Below are 17,188 nucleotides of genomic sequence, written 5' to 3' on the forward strand. Positions count from 1 at the left end.
CGACTCGACCTGAAGGTGTCGCAGATCGCGCTAGCGCTCGGCGTAGATCGCGACTGGCTGATGTGGGGCGGACCCCTGAACGACGAAACCCCCCCGCCCGAAGGCGAGGGGGTTCCGAAGGAAAGGCTCCCCCGGCTGGACTCGAACCAGCAACCGTCCGATTAACAGTCGGAAGCTCTGCCAATTGAGCTACAGGGGATTATTCCGTCAGCCGTTCGTTTCCGTTTGGCTGCGGACAGACTTTAACCCATCCCCCCACCCAGGTACCAAATCGCCTGCCCGGAGGCCCATCAGGCAGACTGTTGAGAGGCTGGTCGGAGGAGGAAAGCAGGGATGATGCGCTTGTTGATCGCTGTCGGCGTCGGGTACGTGCTGGGGACCAAGGCGGGCAGGTCGCGCTACGAACAGATCAGTAAGGCCGCCAAGGCCGTGGCGGCAAGCCCCGCCACCAAGAAGGTCATCGACGTGGGCAGGCAGAAGCTCTCCGACAGCCTGAACACGCAGCCCCGCCTCGAGCCGCTCGAGGCCATCGACGCGGACACCACGATCTACGTCCCGCGCGACCGCAAGTAGGGGCGGACCCGCTACAGGTCGTCGGAGCTGTCCCCGACGGCCTGCTCGAGCAGGCTGCGCCGGTACTGCTCGAGCGCGACCAGGTCGCCGAACAGGGACATGTACTCGTCGGGCTGGTCGGCCTGCGACATCCGCTGCAGCTTCGACTTGAGGTCGGCCACCTGATTGCCCACCCACACCTCTTGCAGCCGGGCCAGCACCCGCGGGATGTACGCGGGCACGTCCGAGGCCCGCATCGGGTCCACGGCCAGCTCGGTGACCAGCGATTGCAGCGGCTCGGCCCGCTTGCCGACCGCATCCATCCACTCGGCCCCGCCGAGACCGGCGCCGGTCCCGCCCGCCGCCGCGATCGCGTCGCGCACCAGCGCGTACGCGGGATGGGTGAACGATTCGGACGGCAGCGAGTCGAACACCGAGCCGGCGATCGACGGGTACTGCAGGGCCGACTTGAGCGCCTCCCGCTGCGGCCACAGCGTCGGGTCCGTGGGGTTCGGCCGGGCCGGACCAGCGGGCGCCTCCCCGGCGCCCTGCTCCGGAACCCGGCTCCGCTCCTGCCGCTGCGGCCCGCGACCAGACCTCGGCGAGTTCCTGCGGGCCTCCTCGCGGACCCGCTTGATCACCGTCGGGATGTCGTCCCAGCCGATCCAGCCGGCGAGCTGACGGGCGTAGTCCTCGCGCAGCGCCTCGTCCTTGATCCGGGCGACCACCGGCACTGTCCGGCGCAGCGCCTCGACCCGGCCCTCGCCGGTGTCGAGGTCGTGCTCGGCGAGCAGGGATCGGATCACGAACTTGAACATCGGGATGCGCCGGGCGACCAGGTCGCGCACCGCCGCGTCCCCCGCCGACTGGCGCAGTTCGCACGGGTCCATCCCGTCCGGCGCCACCGCGACGTAGGTCTGCCCCGCCACCTTCTGATCGCCCTCGAACGCCTTGAGGGCCGCCGCCTGGCCCGCGGCGTCGCCGTCGAAGGTGTAGATCACCTCGCCGCGGAAGTAGCTGTCGTCCATCAGGAGTCGGCGCAGCATCGCCAGGTGGTCCTCGCCGAACGCGGTGCCGCAGGCGGCGACCGCGGTCTTGACCCCGGCCAGGTGCATGGCCATCACGTCGGTGTATCCCTCGACGACCACCGCCTGGTGACCCTTCGCGATGTCCCGCTTGGCCAGGTCCAGACCGAACAGCACCTGAGACTTCTTGTACAGCATGGTCTCCGGCGTGTTGATGTACTTGCCCGGCATCGTGTCGTCGTCGAACAACTTGCGGGCGCCGAAGCCGATGACGTCGCCGCCGAGGTTGCGGATCGGCCAGACCAGGCGACGCCGGAACCGGTCGATCGGGGTGCCGCGCTTACCGGGCGTGGCCAGGCCGGCGTCGATGATCTCGTTCGCCTCGAAGCCCTTGACCATCAGGTGCTTGGTCAGGGTGTCCCAGCCGTCCGGCGCGTAGCCGCAGCCGAAGGTGATCGCGGCCTGGCCGTCGAAGTTGCGCTCGGTGAGGTAGTCGCGGGCGGTCTGGGCGTCCGGTTCCCGCAACCGCGCCGCGTAGAACTCCTGGGCGGCCGCGTTGGCCGCCACCAGTCGCGCCCTTGTGCCGCGGTCGCGCTGCACGGAGGGGCCGCCGCCCTCGTAGGAGATCGTGTAGTTGAGCCGGTCGGCGAGCTGCTCGACGGCCTCGACGAAGGAGATGTGCTCGATCTTCTGCATGAACGAGTACACGTCGCCGCCCTCGCCACAGCCGAAGCAGTGGTAGGTCCCGTGGTTGGGGCGGGCATGGAAGGAGGGCGACTTCTCGTCGTGGAACGGGCACAGGCCCTTCATGGAGTCGCCGCCGCTGCGCTTGAGCGCGACGTACTCCCCCACGATGTCTTCGATGTGAGTCCGGTCGCGGATGGCCGCGATGTCTCGTTCAGGAATTCGGCCGGCCACTCGAGCAGTGTAGGCGCTATCCCCAGCTCGCCTGAGCGCCGAGGCTCTGCTTGTCGACGCGTTCGAGCCGGCTCTCGGTGTACGAGGCGATCTGGTCGACGATCACCCTGGTCCTGGCCGCGTCGTCCGCCGCGCGCTCCCAGGCGGAGAGCAGCAGCGGGTCCAGCCCGGACGGCGCCGTGCGGTGCAGCCATTCCGAGACCCGATGGATGCGGTCGCGCTGCCGGTCCTGCTTGGTGCGGTGCCCGGCGTCGGACATCACGTACCGCAGCGCGACGGTCTTGAGCAGCGCCACCTCCGCGCCGACCACCGGCGGGATCTCCAGGTCGGCGGAGTACCGCGAGAGCGGGCGATCACCGGCCACCCGGCGCGTCTCGGTCACCGCCGCGGTGGCGAACCGCCCGACCAGCTCGCTGGTGAGGTTCTTCAGGGCCACCGAGCTGGCCAGCGTGCCGTCGAAGCTGCCGCTCGCGCCGACCACCACCGGCAGCACGGACAGCCGCCGCGCGGCCTCGACCAGGTCCTCGACGATCAGCCCGCGGAACTCCGAGGCGCCCATCTCCGCCAGGGCCCGCTGCTCGGCGGGGTCCGCGAGCGCGCGCAGGTCGATGCGACCGGCGATCACCCCGTCCTCGACGTCGTGCACCGAGTAGGCGACATCGTCCGCCCAGTCCATCACCTGCGACTCCAGGCAGCGCCGTCGCCCGGGCGCGCCCTCGCGCACCCAGGCCAGGATCTGGGCGTCGTCGTCGTAGGCGCCGAACTTGGCGCCGGGCGACGGACGCGCCCACGGGTACTTGATCGACGCGTCGAGTGCCGCGCGGGTGAGGTTGAGCCCGACGCTGCGCCCGTCGCCATCGAGCACCTTCGGCTCCAGGCTGGTGAGGATCCGCAGGTTCTGGGCGTTGCCCTCGAACCCGCCGCACTCCGCGGCGACCTCGTCGAGGGCCTTCTCGCCGTTGTGCCCGTACGGCGGGTGGCCGATGTCGTGGGCGAGCCCGGCGAGGTCGACCAGGTCCGGGTCGCAGCCGAGGCCATCCGCGATGCTGCGGCCGATCTGCGCGACCTCGATCGAGTGGGTGAGCCGGGTCCGCGGGGTGTCGCCGTCCCGCGGGCCGACCACCTGGGTCTTGTCGGCGAGCCGACGCAGCGCCGCGCAGTGCAGCACCCGGGCCCGGTCCCGCGAGAAGTCGGTGCGCCGGGCCGAGGTGCCGGGCAGCCCGCCGCTCTTCGGCGCCTCCGCCACCCGCCGCTCCAGGTCGTGCTCGGTGTAGTCCGCCACCGGATCCTGCGCCATCACTGTCCCGCGGTGTAGGGGAAGTCAGCGGAGAAGTGGGTGAGCTGATACCAGATCAACGCACCTGTCTCCCTTGCGATTCCGTGCGCCTGCGACTCCCGGGTGAAGACGGCGGGCCCCTGCCTGGTCGGCGCCGTCCAGGCCTCGAGCCCGGCGTCGCGGGCCATGGTCCTGGTCCGCAGCGAATGCCACGGATCGCTGACCAGGACGGCCGAGTTCATGCCGCGCTCGCCCATCTCCCGGCTCACGCCCTCGACGCTCCGCAGGGTGTCCGAACCCTCCTCGACGGCGATGATCCGGTCGCCCGGCACGCCGCGACCGATCAGATAGTTCCGCCCCGAGGCGGCCTCGGTGTAGACGTCGCCCTCCTGCTTGCCGCCGACGGTGACCACCGTTGGCGCGACGCCCCTGTTGAACAGCTTCACGGCCTGCTCCAGGCGCGCCTCGAACACCGAGGACGGCGTCCCCGAGTACTGGGCCGCGCCGAGCACGACGATGGCGTCGGCCTTGGTCGGGTCGTCGATCCTGGCGACCTGCCACACGCGCGCCGCGGTGCCGCCGACCAACAGCAGGCCCATCAGCACGGCACCGGCGATGGTGCGGCGCGTCCAGCGGGCAAGGGTGCCCCCGAAACCGAGCCGATCGGCTTCGCGCACGCGCACAACTGGTGAACTCACTCCGCAAGTCTGCCAGCCGCACGCCGCGGTGGGCGTCACGGCGCGCCCGAGCTACAACCATCCGAGCCGTTCGGCGGCCTTCACCGCCTCGGTCCTCGTCGTCGTGCCGGTCTTCCCGATCGCCGACGACAGGTGGTTGCGCACCGTGCCCTCCGACAGGTGCAGGGTCCTCGCGATGACGCCGGTGGCCGCCCCGCCCGATGCGGCCCTGAGTACCTCGCGCTCACGGGCCGTCAGCGGGGACGAGCCCGTCGCGAGGGTCTCGGTGGCCAGCGTGGGGTCCACCGCCCGTAGGCCCATGTGCACGCGGCGCACGGCATCCGCCAGCTCGCGGGCCGGGGTGTCCTTCACTACGAACCCGCTCGCGCCCGCGTCCATCGCGCGCCTCAGGTATCCGGGCCTGCCGAATGTCGTGACCATCAGGATCCGGCAGTCGGGGCACTCCCGGCGCAGCTGCTCGGCCACCGCGATGCCGTCCATGCCGGGCATCTCCACGTCCAGCAGGGCCACCTGCGGCCGGTGCTCGCGCACCGCGGCGAGCACCTCGTCTCCCCTGCCGACCTCCGCCACCACGGCCAGGTCCGGCTCTAGATTCAGCAGCGCCGCCAGCGCGCCGCGCACCAGGGCCTGATCGTCCGCGATCAGCAGGGTGATCGTCGCGGTCATTGCCCGCCCCACCTCGACTCGGCGCGGCCGACGTCCTTGGTCGCCGGAAACTCCGCACAGACGAGGAACCCGCCGGCCGGGGGCCGCGCCAGACGCAGGACCCCGCCTGCCCGGCCGATGCGTTCGCGCAACCCGGCCAGCCCGTTGCCCTCGCCGCCGTCGGTGCCCGGTCCGCGCCCGTTGTCGGAGATCTCGATGGTGGACGGCGACAGGCGCACCTCGCACCGGGAAGCCCCGCTGTGCCGGACCACGTTGGTCACCGCCTCGCGCAGCGTCCAGCCGAAGATCTCCCGACGCGACCGCGGCACCTCCTCCACCGAATCCGGCAGCACGGCCTCGATGCCCGCCGCGGTCAGCGCCGAACGGGCGTTGGCCAGCTCGCCCTCGAGGCTGACCTCCCGCAGCCGTCCGACAGTGTCGCGGACGCCCGCGAGCGCCTCCCGCGCCAGCGACTCGATGTCGTCGAGTTCCGCACGGGCACGGTCGAGGTCCAGATCGAGGAGCCTGCGCGCCAGTTCGGACTTGACGGTGATCACGGTGAGCGAGTGTCCCAGGATGTCGTGCACGTCGCGCCCGACCCGCAGGCGCTCCTCGGCCACCGCCATCGCGGCCAGCTGTTCCCTGGCGGCGGCGAGCTGCATGTTCCGATAGATGACCTGCCCGATACCCCAGGACGCGACGGCCGCCACGATCATCTGGAAGGCCAGAAAATCCTGCGGTTGCAGCGATTTGATCAGCCTCGGCAGCGCGAACACCGCCGCCGCGAGCAGTCCAACCACCGTCGCCGCCCTGGCCGTCGGCAGCGTGATCGCCGCCATCGCCGCGATGTAGATGGCGAGCGAGAACGCATCCGAGCCGAGCGGGATCATCGCCGCGGCCATCAGCGCGGTGAGCACGGCCAGCCCGGCGTAGACGACCCGCGGCTCCGGCCGTGGCCACTGCTGGCGGATCCCGTCGATCACCCGGAAGACGACGAAGCTGCCGACGTACGCGACGCCGAACAGCCCGATCAGCACCAGCGCGAACACCCGCGCCGGCGGGTCGGTCAGGTGCAGGGCCGAGGACACCGGGTAGGCGAGGTAGACGAGCCAGATGGCGGCGAAAAGGAAACCCATCCGCCCCGGGGCCCGCGGCTCGAGTGCACGCTGGTCGATCACGTCCATCACGCTAACCCCGCCGAGGCGACGGGGTCGGCCGATGGTCGGGCGTGACCATCAGACCCGCGCGGTGTCGCGACGGAAGAGCACAGTCGCCCCGACGACGAAGATCGCCGCCCACACGAGCAGGTTCACCACCGCGACCGCCGCGGTGCCCACCCCGATCTCGCCGAGCGGTGAACGGGCGAGGGCCGCAACGCCATAGGTCGGGAAGAACCGAGACACCGTCTCGAACCAGCCGCTCGGCGGGACGAACAGCCCGCCGGCGAAGGCGAGAATCGCGAGCCCGGGACCAAGGATCTGCATGACGTTCTCCGACGGAAGCAGATACCCCATGAACAGCCCGAACGCGGCGAACACCACCGAACCGAGCCAGGCCAGCAGGAAACAGCCGAGCCAGGCGGCCGCCGGCATGTGCGCCCCCAGCACGCCGCCGACCAGGAACACCACGCTCACCGACACCAGGCCGAGGGCCATCGCAACCGCGATCTTGGTGGCCACATACGCGCTGGGCCTCAGCGGGGTCAGCCGCAGCTGACGGCTCCAGCCGAGCGCGCGTTCGATCGAGACCATCGCCCCGCCACTGGTGGTGGCGAGCATCGCGCCGTAGACGGCCATCGAGATCATCACGTAGGCGGTGACATTGCCCGATCCGTAGGACTGCGTCGTGTAGTCGGACTGCACCCCGAAGATCGCGAAGAAGGCGGGGGGCATGACGAGGGTGAAGATCAGCGTGCGCTTGTTCCGGAGCATCCGGCGCAGCTCGAGCAGCAGGAAGCCGAGGCTGAACCCGCCCGCGACCGGGATCCTTCGGGCCGGCGGGGCAACGGTCGTGGTTGTCATGATCAGACTCCCTGGGTGACGTAGTCGGAGGCGGACGCGTGCGGTGCGGTTTCGGTGGTGAGCGCGAGGAACGCGTCCTCGAGTCCCTTCGAGGCGATCTCCAGGTCCCGGGCGTCGGTGTGCGTCAGCAGGTATCGGGCCACCGCATCGGAGTCCTTCGCATGCACGACGAGCCGCTCGCCGCGCAGCTCCACCTCGTCGACACCGTCGATGGCGAGCAGCCGACCCTGGTCGGCGCCGGGCAGGGTCGCGCTGATCACCCGGCCGGACGCGAGGTTCTTGATCTCCGCCGCGCTGCCATCGGCCACCACGCGGCCCTGCCGGACCAGCACGATCCGATCCGCATACGCATCGGCCTCGTCGAGATAGTGGGTGGCGAACAGGACGGTGCGTCCGCGACTGGAGTCCTCGCGCATGGCGTTCCAGAATTCGCGGCGGCCCTCGACATCCATGCCGGTGGTGGGCTCGTCGAGAACGATCAGATCCGGATTCGGCAGCAGTGCGAGCGCGAACCGCAGTCGCTGCTGCTGGCCGCCGGAGCACTTGCCCACCAGCCGGCCCGCGATCTCGGCGATTCCTGCCCTGGCCAGCACCTCCTCGACCGGCCGAGTGGTGGCGAACAACGCGCCGACGAGACGGACGGTCTCCTCGACGGTGAGGTCCTTGAGCAGCCCGCCGCTCTGCAGGACTGCGGACACCCGGCCAGTGGCGATCGCCTCGGCCGGTGCACCGCCGAACAAAGAGACGTCGCCGGAATCGGGAACCGCCAGGCCGAGCATCATGTCGATGGTGGTCGTCTTACCCGCACCGTTGGGCCCGAGAAAGGCGACGATCTCACCGGGCTGGACAGTGAGATCGAGTCCGTCGACGGCCTGCACGGGACGGCCGCCCCTGACGGCGAACCTCTTACGCAGATCTCTGAGTTGGATCGCTGGTGTGGTCATGCCATCGACCTTGCTGCGAAACCGACCGTGACGGACCTGTCGGACGTCACGATCCACCCATGACATCTGTCATCCCCGCCCGGCGATCGGCAGGACCGCCGGAACATCCACCCGGACCGCCTGATCCGGGTGCCGCGACGACGAACGCCCCCACCCGATCGTGGGGGCGTTCGTCAGGGTGCTGTCGTCAGCTGAACGACGTGAGCAGCTGAAGGAAGTTGGATCCGAGCAACGAAGCCATCTTGAACTGCGCCAGGATCGTTCCGATGATTTCCACTTCATCCTCCGTTTGTGCGTTTCCCATGGGATGTGACCTGCGCCACGGCATCGAAAGATAGCGCCAGGCCGTTGCCGCGCATACCCGCCACATGACCGGGGCGGGTACCTGTTTCTCCCGGGAAGCCCCGAACTCCGTCCCGTTCCGCGGCGACGGCGGCGCGGCCGTCGGATCACAGCGCGAATTCCGCCGATGCCGATAGATTCAGTGCCATGGCACTCGCACAGTCGCACGCTCGCGGTCGACACGTCTCCCACCGCATCTCGATCGCCGCGGCAACGGCCTCCGTGCTGGCGCTGCTCGGCCTGATCTGCCTGCCGGGCGTGGCGGGTGCCGAGGCGCCGTTCCGGATGCCTGGCCAGATCTCGGATCGGGTCGGCGCCCTCGACGACGTCGAGCGCGCCGACGTGCGGGCCGCGCTCGACGCGCTCTTCGACGAGCAGCACGTGCAGCTCTGGGTGACCTATGTCGCGAGCTTCGACGGCATGGATGCCGGGCAATGGGCGAGCAAGACGGCGCAGCAGAGCGGGCTCGGCGACACCAGCGCGCTGCTGGCGGTGGCGACCGAAGACCGCGCCTACGCCCTCGACCTGCCGCCGAACCTGAGCAACGTCAGCTCCGCCGAGATCGACAGCATCGAGCAGGACGCCATCGTTCCCGCTCTGCGACAAGATGATTGGGCCGGCGCCGCGATCGCGGCCGCGGGCGGAATCGACGACGCGATGAGCTCGTCGGGGTCCGGATCCACCGCCAAATACCTGCTCATCGGTGGCGGCGTCGTGCTCGTCGGGGCCGGCGGCGTGGTGCTGTACTCCCGCCGCAAGAAGGGTGAGCGGATCCGACAGGGCATCGAGGCGGCCAAGGACGTCGACTGGACGAACCCGACCGCCATCGCGGCCCTGCCGATCGAGACCCTCGATGCCAGGGCCAAGGAGGTGCTGGTCGAGACGGACAACGCGATCCGTACCAGCGAGGAGGAGCTGAACCTGGCTCGCGGCGAGTTCGGCGACCAGGCGACCGCGCCGTTCACCGCCGCCTACGACACCGCGAAGACCACCCTCGCCTCGGCGTTCACCCTCCGCCAGCGCCTGGACGACGACATCCCCGAAACACCGGATCAGAAGCGGGACATGCTGATCCAGCTGATCTCGACGTGCAGCCGGGCCGACAAGGAGCTCAATTCGCGGGTGACGGAGTTCGACGGGATGCGCGACCTGCTCCTCGACGCGCCCGCCCGTCTCGACGCCCTCACCCAGGACGTCGTGGAGCTGACCGTCCGGGTCCCGCAGTCGGAGACCACGCTCGCCGGACTGCAGAACGAGTTCCCCGCGCCCGCACTCGCGTCGGTGTCGGGGAATGTCGCGATGGCGCAGCAACAGCTGACGTTCGCCGACCAGAACATCACCGCAGGCCGTGAAGCGGCCGCCCTGCCCGCGGGTAAGCAGGGTCCCGCCGTCGTCGCGATCCGGGCCGCGGAGGGTGCGATCGCACAGGTCCGGGAGCTGCTCGACGGCGTCGACCACGCCGCGGACAACATCCGTACCGCCATCGCCACTCTGCACGCGGTCCTCGACGACGCCCGCAAGGACATCGCGGCCGCGTCCGCGTTGGCCCAGCACGGCGGCCCGCCCCTCGCGTCGGCAAAGGCCGCGACGGAGGCGGCGCTGGCACAGGCCGACGCCCTCAAGGAGAGCGACCCGCTCGGGGCGTTCAACGCGATCGTCAAGGCGGACAACGAGCTCGACACCGTGCTGGCCGCCGCGATGGACGCCAAGGAGCAGACCGAGCGGGCCGCGCAGCGCCTCGCCCAGGACCTCACGGTCGCCCAGTCGCAGATCACCGCGGCCAAGGACTACGTCAACACCCGCCGCGGCGCCGTCGGTGCGGAGGCCCGCACCCGGCTCTCTGAGGCGGAACGCCACTTCGACGCCGCCCGTCAGCTCAGCCAGTCCGACCCGGCGAAGGCGCTGCAGCATGCGAAGGCCGCGGGCGACCTCGGCGCCCGGGCACTGCGACTCGCGCAGGGCGACGTGCAGACATGGGAGGCGAGCAGGCAGCCACGGAACTCCGGGAGCAACACTGGCGCGATCCTCGGCGGCATCCTGATCGATTCGATGATGCGCGGCGGGATGAGCGGCGGCTGGGGCAATCGCGGCGGCGGAGGCGGCGGAGGCGGCCGCGGCCCCGGCTCGTTCGGCGGTCCGAGCAGCTCCGGACGGATCAGTCGCAGCGGGCGGTTCTAGGGCCCGGCCGATGCGGGCGCCGACGACCGGAGATCGGCCGTGAGCTCCGCGCTGGCGCAGCCCGGCCCGGCGCTGGCGGTCGTCTGTGTGGCGATGGCCGCGATCGCCGCTGTGGTGTACCGGGTTGCGGCACTTGACCCTCCGCTCACGGTGCCGCGGGCGGCGCTCCGGGGCGCTCTGCAGTTGGCTGTCGTCTCCGTCGTACTGGCGGCCGCGCTGCGGCACCTGTGGTCGGCGGTGGCCGTCCTGGTCCTGATGTATGTCGCGGCCTCGGCCACCGCCGCGCGCCGATCGGGCTCCGGCCGATCGGGCGGATGGCTGGCTCTGGCCCTCGCGGCCGGCATCACGGCCGTACTGCCGTTGATGCTGATCAGCGGGGTGGTTCCGCTGGAGGGGGTGGCCCTGATCCCGATCGGGGGCATCGTGCTCGGTGGCGCGATGACCGCCACGTCGCTCGCGGCCAAGCGCGCGCTCGACGCCATCGATCAGCGGCGCGGGGAGGTCGAGGCCGCGTTGAGCCTCGGCCTGAGCGTGCGGGACGCGCGGATGGAGGTGATCCACACGGCTGCGTCCGACGCGCTGCTGCCCGGTCTCGACCAGACCCGCACGGTAGGTCTGGTGACCCTTCCCGGCGCCTTTGTCGGCGTGCTGCTCGCCAGTGGATCGGCGATTCAGGCCGGGGCCGTGCAGATCCTGGTGCTCGTCGGGCTCCTGTTGGCGCAGACCTGCGCGGTGGCCGTGACGATGGAGCTGGTGGCCCGTGCCGCGGTCAGGCGCTGACCTCGATCACGTCGAGCGCCCGCTCGATCGCGTCGGCGAGGGTGCTGCGCTCGTCATCGGCCCACATGAACAGCCCGGCGACCAGCGCGGCCAGCACGGATGACGCGGCCACGCGTGCCACGTCGCCGGTCGCGCCGTCGGCGACGAGCTGCTCGATGATGGCGCGCTCGGTGTTTCCCGTCGATCGCCACACGTCCCCGCGGAGAGAGGGCGTGCTCGCCGCGATACGAATCCGCCGCCGGATCATCGGCGCATCGGGTTCGGGCAGCGTCCTCCAGGCCGCACGGATGCCGCGAGCAGCCCGGGTGAACGGGGGCAGGTCGCGTGGCTGCTCCGCGATCGCCGCCGTCAACACGGGGTCGTACCGATCGTCGAGCACGAGATTCTCCTTCGCAGGAAGATGGCTAGGCGAGCCCGAGCGAGCGCGCGAGGGTCGGCCACGCCTTGGATAGCTGGTTCTCCCAGTAGATCCAGGCGTGGGTTCCCCTCGGTTCGAAGTCGGACGTCGCGGGGATGTTCAGGTCCCGTAGCCGGGACTGGAGCCTGTGGGTACAGGCATTCGCCGCCGCCTCGATGGATCCACCGATGACCACCCTGCGGCTGTAGTCCGCCAGGTCGGGCGTCTCGTACCGGCCTGGCAACCCGGATGCCACCGAGACGTAGATGTCCTTGCCGCGCAGGGCTTCCGCATTGCGCAGTGAATCATGCGCAGCCCATTCCGGCCCGGCGAACTCGCCCCAGACATTCGCCGGGTCGCCGCCCCTCGACGACACCGTCGCCAGCACGCTCAGACGCCCCAGGCCATCGGTCGTCGAGTAACAGCCGCTGAACACCGCGATGCCGCGGTACATCTCGGGGTGCCGGGTGGCGAGCATCATCGCCCCCTGCGCTCCCATGGAGGCGCCCATCAGCGACTTGACACCGTTGGTCTTCAGCCGCGCGTCCATCAGGGGCGACAGTTCCCCGGTGACGAACGTTTCCCACTTGTGCAGGCCGACGCCCGGGTCGGCCCGGTCCCAGTCGGTGTACATGCCGGAGACACCGCCGTTGACCATCACGACGTTGACGTTCTTGTCCGCGAAGAACTTCGGCACTCCGCCCATGGTCACCCAACCGCTGGTGTCCTCCCCCGCGTCGACCCCTTCGAGCGCGTAGATCGAGGGCCTGGGCACCGAGTTGTCTCGCGGCAGCGCAACCTCCACGCCGACGGTGCGGCGCAACGCGGGCGAGGCCACCGTGAAGCGGACGAGCTGCTCGGACTTGCGCTCCTCACCGACGATTCCCGCGGTGGCGATGTCGTCGCGAAGTGCGGGCAACGGCGGGTGCTCGTTCTGGAGCGGACCGGGGATCGTCGACCCCGAACTGACGCTGCCCCCGCCGGAACTGGCCCCGCCACTACTACCGTCCAGGCTGCCGCTCGCGCTGCCCGAGCTTGCGGTGTCCGGTGCGGCCAGCGCGGATGGGGCGACCGGCAGGGCGACGAGCGCAGCCAGCGAGATGGCGACGACACCACTAGCAGCGCGAATCGAGCCGATGAACATGGCAATTCCCCTGGCAATCGAGGCGCCATGACGGCGCGTTCACGGATCGACGAACGCCCCCATCCGGCGGGTGAGGGCGTTCGTCGGTGTGCTGTCAGGAGCCGAGTGATCCGGTACCGAGTGATCCGGTGCCGCCGGGGTTACCACCCGGGTTACCACCGCCGGAGACGTTCACGCTGGCCGCGGCCGAGGTGGACGGCTTGTTGGCGGCGTCTCCGCTGTAGACAGCGGTGACGGCGTGCGCGCCATCCGCGGTGAAGGTGTGCTTGAGCGTGGCGGTGCCGTTGTTCACCGGGACGGCGTTGCCGATGTTGTCGGTGCCGTCCTTGAACTGGACGGTGCCGGTGGCGCCCACGGGCGCGACGGTGGCGGTGAGGTCGACGGCGGTGCCGGTCTTGGCGGTGGCCGGGACCTTCAGCGTGGTGGTGGTGTCGACGATCACCGGGTCGGTGCTGACGGTCACGGTCGCCGCGGCCGAGGTGGACGGCTTGTTCGCGGCGTCACCGCTGTAGACGGCGGTAATGGAGTGCTTTCCGTCCGCAGTGAAGGTGTGGCTGAGGGTGGCGGTGCCGTTGTTCACCGGGACGGCGTTGCCGATGTTGTCGGCGCCGTCCTTGAACTGGACGGTGCCGGTGGCGCCCACGGGCGCGACGGTGGCGGTTAGGTCGACGGCGGTGCCGGTTTTGGCGGTGGCCGGGACCTTCAGCGTGGTGGTGGTATCGGAGACCGCCGAGCCGACGGTGATCGTGGCCAGCGCGCCCGCACCCGCATTCAATGCCGAACCCTGCGCGTCACGAGGCGTGCAACGGGTCGGCGCCCACTGGTTGCTCCAGAAGAAAGTCGCGAGGGGCAGGAAGGTGTAGTAGTTCTCGTCGTTGTTGTAGCTACCCGCGCCACCGGCGGTGCGAACCTTCGGGGTGATGACACCGGAGGTACCGGCAACGACGGTGACGTCAACAGCGGGGAGCCGGAACCAGCTTTCCCCGTTGGCGTTGTCGCTGCCGTCGAGGTTCTTCTTGAGCTTCGGCGCCCGGATGCCGCCCTCGCTGTTGGTACTCGACGACGGACTGTTGCCGATCAACTCGTTGTTACCCGAGAGTCGCAGGATCGGACCAGCAGCGTCGGGGCTGCCCGCGGTGTTCACCCGCAGTACGCTCGGCGCCACGTTGTCGAGGTTGATCCCGGTACCGGCGACCACATTCGCACTGACAAATGTGGCGTTCGCAGGGATCTCGTAGTCCACCTTCAACCGGGAGACGTTGGTGGTCGTGGCACCGGAATCGCCATCCGGATATGAACTTCCACCCGGCTGGATGCGGTAGGTGAACGTCTCACCCGCCGTCACCGATGCCGGCGCGTCGACGGTCATCGACGTGTCGGCCACCTTGTGCACGGTGAGCATCGCGCTGGCCTGGCAGGCGTTCTTGAACGAGGTGGACGTGGGTGCCGCGGACGCGGTGCCGCCGATCAACAACAGCCCCACGGCTAACGAGGTGATCCGGAAAACAGGTACAGCCATGTGAAGTCCTCTCCGAGTAGTTGCGAGCCCGCGACTGGGGCGGCACTGCGCAACGCAGGTTGATCAGTTCCGCTCGCGTTCAAAGCAACTCGGAAACGGATGTAGGAGCAACTGTGTCCTGCGCCACACCATGGAAAGGTAACGCCGGGCGAACACCGGGGATACCGGCTATATGACGGGGGGAAGTACCTGTCTTCGCCCGCGCTCCCAGGGAGGGTGTGAATCGTCATCGGTGCTGGCAACTCCCGGATCCCTGACCGGTGGCGTGACAACTAGCTGTGGTGACAGCAGAGCCCGATCGTGGTCATTGAAGTTGGTATTTGTTCGGTCGGCGGCGGGTTCGCGGGCCCGGATCCGTGTCCGGGTCGCGACCGGTAGGGAGGCGCGCGCTTGACGACTGACGAGCAGACGTGAGCGAGGAGTCGTCGCCGCGGGCCCGTCCGGGCGTTGTCGCGTCAGGCAGACGGTGCGGACCGGTGCGAACCCGCACGCCGTGAGGGCTGGCCGGCGCCCTATCCTGCGTTCTGAGCGGCCAGGTTTCGCGCCACCTCGGCCTGCCACACGTCGTTCGCGCGCGGTATCGATCTCGTATTCGTAGCGCGCGCTCATCTCTGGGGTCACGTCGCAGACGCCGACGTAGAACTACGGTCGCAGCTGTGGCAGCAGCGAGGGCCTAGTTTTCCTTGATCCTGTTGTGGGTGAGAGTGATCCGTATCCGTGCAGTGTGGGTTGGTAGGTCGGTAGGTGGTGATGTCAGCTAGTGAAGATGTCGTTGAGGGTGACCATCGCCAGGTTCCGGTCACGGATGATGTCGAGGAGTTCGCCGTAGACGTGGGTGACCGGCGGATGGTTCGCGTGTCCGATGATGATCGTCTGGGGGTTGAAGTACCTGTGCGCGCATTCGAGCAGGTATTGCTCTGTGATCAGACCGGAGTCGGACAATGAGCCGTACCAGAGGGTGGGGACGGTGTATCCGTGGTCCGCGGCGATGTCGTCGACGGTGCTGTTGCGGTATCCGAACGGGGGTCGGTAGTAGGGGGTGCCGTCGACGCCAAAGGTGTTGCGCAGGAACGCCTTGGTGCGAGCGAACTGCGACGAGATCGCAGTGGCGGACAATGACGTCAAGTCGGGGTGGTCCCAGGTGTGGTTGGCCAGCTGGATCTGGCCGGACTCGACCAGCGGGCGGAGTTCCGCCTTGTGATCGGTCCACGAGTCGTAGACGCCGGTGACGAAGAAGGTGAAACGGGCGCCGCTGTCGCGTGCGAATCGGATGTAGGCGCCGACGACCTCGGAGCTCGCCCCGTCATCGACGGTCAGTGCCAGATTGTTGCCCTGGCCAGGAATGGCGGTGACCGCTCCGCCGGGGACGGGCACCCGCGCGGACCGGGGTGGCGGACCTTGTAGCGGAGCTGGCTGGGTGCTGCTCGGCGACGTTGCTGGTGCCGAGGCGGCTGGCTCTGCTGGTGTCGCCGTCCCCAGTTGGGCGGAGGAGGTCGGCGCGCAACCGGAGCTGACTGCGCTTGCCGCGGCGAACATGGCCAGGAAGGACCGTCTGTCGAATTGTGGTTGAAACATGTTGTGGTTATGGACCTTCGATGTTGTGGTGTGCGGGCCAACTCGGGATCGATGACTCACGTCGACGTCAAGCCGACGTGGCGTCGGATCCGCCCGAGCCCGCCGTGCGAACAACTGCCTCGGCGCGTCCCGGGGGACCGCCGAGGCAGTTCCGTCGATGAACTCTCAGGCGGGCGCCAGTGGCATCGTGTCGACCATCTCGGCCGATGCGTAGACCTGACCGCCGGCAGGCTGCCCTTCGCGGTCCGCCGTTTCGGTGCTGAGCAACGCTCCGGTCTGGGGGTCGATCACCAGCCGGTCTACGTAGCCCTCCTCGAAGGTGAACTCGAGGACGTCGCCGGGCCGCCCTGCCCGGTCCGCGCCGACGCCCAGGTCACGCGCGCTGATCGCCTCGAGGTCGAGGTCGGCCAGCACCCGATATATCCCCGCCTTGACCTCGGAGGTGACCCCCGGGTCAGGCAGCAGTTCGGTCGCCAACCGGTACAGCGCCCGATCCGGAGCCTCCCCGGGGTACCCCAGCCCCAGCTCGCTCGACAGGCTCAACATTCGTGTCCGCAGCTCGTAGGGGTCGGCGGGGAGCTCGGCCAACTGCGCGTTCGTCAGGTACCCGGACGTTTCTTGAAGGTCGCCCCCGGCCTTGCCGACGAGGGCGGTTCCGTCCGGGCGCACGTATCTGTCGTATGTCGGCTGGCCCTCGTCGGTGAGGTTGACGAACTGCTGTTGCCGGATCGGTCCGGCCCCGACCAAATAAGACGTCTCCGCCACCCGGGTCGCCGCCTTCTGCAGGGTGAAATGCGGGCCGGCCGCAAGGACCTGCACCTGTCCGGACTGGCCGAGTCCGTCGTCTCCGACGACGAATATCGACGCGGCGACAGCAACGCAGGCGGCGGCACCCACGCCTGCCACGACCCGCCAGATCCGCCGTCGGCGCTGGTCGAGTCGAACGACCGGGGCGGGGGAATCAGTGGCCTCGACGGCGGGTGGCTGCGGGGCGGTCTCGGTCTCGATGGTGTGCATCAGGTTCTCTCTCGCTCGGAGGACGACCTCGTCGCGGGGAGGTTGCGGCTCGGGTCGCCGATCGCGGATCTCCGTGAAATCACGCATGCCCTTCTCCTTGCCTCGACTCGGTCTGTTGTCGTCCTGTTCTTGCGGGATCGACGCCGTCCGGTTCACG

The 17,188-nt window shown here is 69.4% G+C and carries 15 protein-coding genes and 1 tRNA gene; 3 read left to right on the forward strand and 13 right to left on the reverse strand.

Features of this window, described 5'->3' with window-relative positions:
- Positions 1 to 126: 126 nt before the first annotated feature.
- Positions 127 to 199 (reverse strand) — tRNA-Asn (locus tag C8K38_RS15880).
- Between the two features lie 134 nt (positions 200 to 333).
- Between C8K38_RS15880 and C8K38_RS15885 the strand changes: the two genes are divergently transcribed.
- Positions 334 to 573, forward strand: coding sequence for a hypothetical protein (locus C8K38_RS15885; protein ID WP_097212019.1), 240 nt, complete (start codon positions 334 to 336; stop codon positions 571 to 573).
- An 11-nt stretch (positions 574 to 584) separates the two neighbouring features.
- Here the strand turns inward: C8K38_RS15885 and dnaG are convergent, their stop codons facing one another.
- From dnaG to C8K38_RS15920, 7 genes are read right to left on the reverse strand one after another with little or no spacing between them, the layout of a single operon-like run.
- The gene (gene dnaG, locus C8K38_RS15890) at positions 585 to 2,495 is read right to left on the reverse strand and encodes a DNA primase (RefSeq protein ID WP_097212018.1); all 1,911 of its coding nucleotides are present in this window, start codon (positions 2,493 to 2,495) and stop codon (positions 585 to 587) included.
- A 16-nt stretch (positions 2,496 to 2,511) separates the two neighbouring features.
- On the reverse strand, positions 2,512 to 3,792 hold the full coding sequence (locus C8K38_RS15895) for a deoxyguanosinetriphosphate triphosphohydrolase (protein ID WP_097212017.1): 1,281 nt from the start codon (positions 3,790 to 3,792) through the stop codon (positions 2,512 to 2,514).
- Positions 3,792 to 4,469 (reverse strand): YdcF family protein, encoded by a 678-nt coding sequence (locus tag C8K38_RS15900; RefSeq protein ID WP_097212016.1) that lies wholly within the window; start codon positions 4,467 to 4,469, stop codon positions 3,792 to 3,794. Before C8K38_RS15900 ends, C8K38_RS15895 begins: the two co-directional genes overlap by 1 nt.
- Before the next feature lie 51 nt (positions 4,470 to 4,520).
- Entirely contained in the window at positions 4,521 to 5,135 is a 615-nt protein-coding gene (locus tag C8K38_RS15905) for a response regulator transcription factor (RefSeq protein WP_097212015.1), read from the reverse strand.
- Positions 5,132 to 6,292, reverse strand: a complete 1,161-nt coding sequence (locus tag C8K38_RS15910) for a sensor histidine kinase (protein ID WP_257017490.1) — start codon at positions 6,290 to 6,292, stop codon at positions 5,132 to 5,134. The genes C8K38_RS15905 and C8K38_RS15910 overlap by 4 nt, the downstream gene beginning before the upstream one ends.
- A gap of 57 nt (positions 6,293 to 6,349) precedes the next feature.
- Entirely contained in the window at positions 6,350 to 7,135 is a 786-nt protein-coding gene (locus C8K38_RS15915; RefSeq protein ID WP_097212013.1) for an ABC transporter permease, read from the reverse strand.
- A 2-nt stretch (positions 7,136 to 7,137) separates the two neighbouring features.
- On the reverse strand, positions 7,138 to 8,079 hold the full coding sequence (locus C8K38_RS15920; protein ID WP_097212201.1) for an ABC transporter ATP-binding protein: 942 nt from the start codon (positions 8,077 to 8,079) through the stop codon (positions 7,138 to 7,140).
- A 489-nt stretch (positions 8,080 to 8,568) separates the two neighbouring features.
- On the opposite strand from C8K38_RS15920, the gene C8K38_RS15925 reads away from it, so the two are divergent.
- Positions 8,569 to 10,599: a TPM domain-containing protein gene (locus tag C8K38_RS15925; RefSeq protein WP_097212012.1), complete on the forward strand. Its 2,031-nt coding sequence runs from the start codon at positions 8,569 to 8,571 to the stop codon at positions 10,597 to 10,599.
- 39 nt (positions 10,600 to 10,638) lie between these two features.
- On the forward strand, positions 10,639 to 11,379 hold the full coding sequence (locus C8K38_RS15930; protein ID WP_097212011.1) for an ABC transporter permease: 741 nt from the start codon (positions 10,639 to 10,641) through the stop codon (positions 11,377 to 11,379).
- Here the strand turns inward: C8K38_RS15930 and C8K38_RS15935 are convergent.
- The 5 genes from C8K38_RS15935 to C8K38_RS15955 all read right to left on the reverse strand — a co-directional run bounded on the left by C8K38_RS15935 (position 11,369) and on the right by C8K38_RS15955 (position 17,118).
- The gene (locus C8K38_RS15935) at positions 11,369 to 11,758 is read right to left on the reverse strand and encodes an acyl-CoA-like ligand-binding transcription factor (RefSeq protein ID WP_097212010.1); all 390 of its coding nucleotides are present in this window, start codon (positions 11,756 to 11,758) and stop codon (positions 11,369 to 11,371) included. The two genes, C8K38_RS15930 and C8K38_RS15935, sit on opposite strands and share 11 nt — an antisense overlap.
- 25 nt (positions 11,759 to 11,783) lie before the next feature.
- On the reverse strand, positions 11,784 to 12,920 hold the full coding sequence (locus tag C8K38_RS15940; RefSeq protein WP_097212009.1) for an alpha/beta hydrolase: 1,137 nt from the start codon (positions 12,918 to 12,920) through the stop codon (positions 11,784 to 11,786).
- 94 nt (positions 12,921 to 13,014) lie between these two features.
- On the reverse strand, positions 13,015 to 14,439 hold the full coding sequence (locus C8K38_RS15945; protein WP_097212008.1) for an Ig-like domain-containing protein: 1,425 nt from the start codon (positions 14,437 to 14,439) through the stop codon (positions 13,015 to 13,017).
- A 753-nt stretch (positions 14,440 to 15,192) separates the two neighbouring features.
- Positions 15,193 to 16,014 (reverse strand): polysaccharide deacetylase family protein, encoded by an 822-nt coding sequence (locus C8K38_RS15950; RefSeq protein WP_097212007.1) that lies wholly within the window; start codon positions 16,012 to 16,014, stop codon positions 15,193 to 15,195.
- 165 nt (positions 16,015 to 16,179) lie between these two features.
- Positions 16,180 to 17,118, reverse strand: coding sequence for a hypothetical protein (locus C8K38_RS15955; RefSeq protein WP_146179117.1), 939 nt, complete (start codon positions 17,116 to 17,118; stop codon positions 16,180 to 16,182).
- Positions 17,119 to 17,188 lie beyond the last annotated feature (70 nt).

The organism is Rhodococcus sp. OK611, from assembly GCF_003050885.1.
Lineage (GTDB): Bacteria > Actinomycetota > Actinomycetes > Mycobacteriales > Mycobacteriaceae > Rhodococcus_G > Rhodococcus_G oryzae.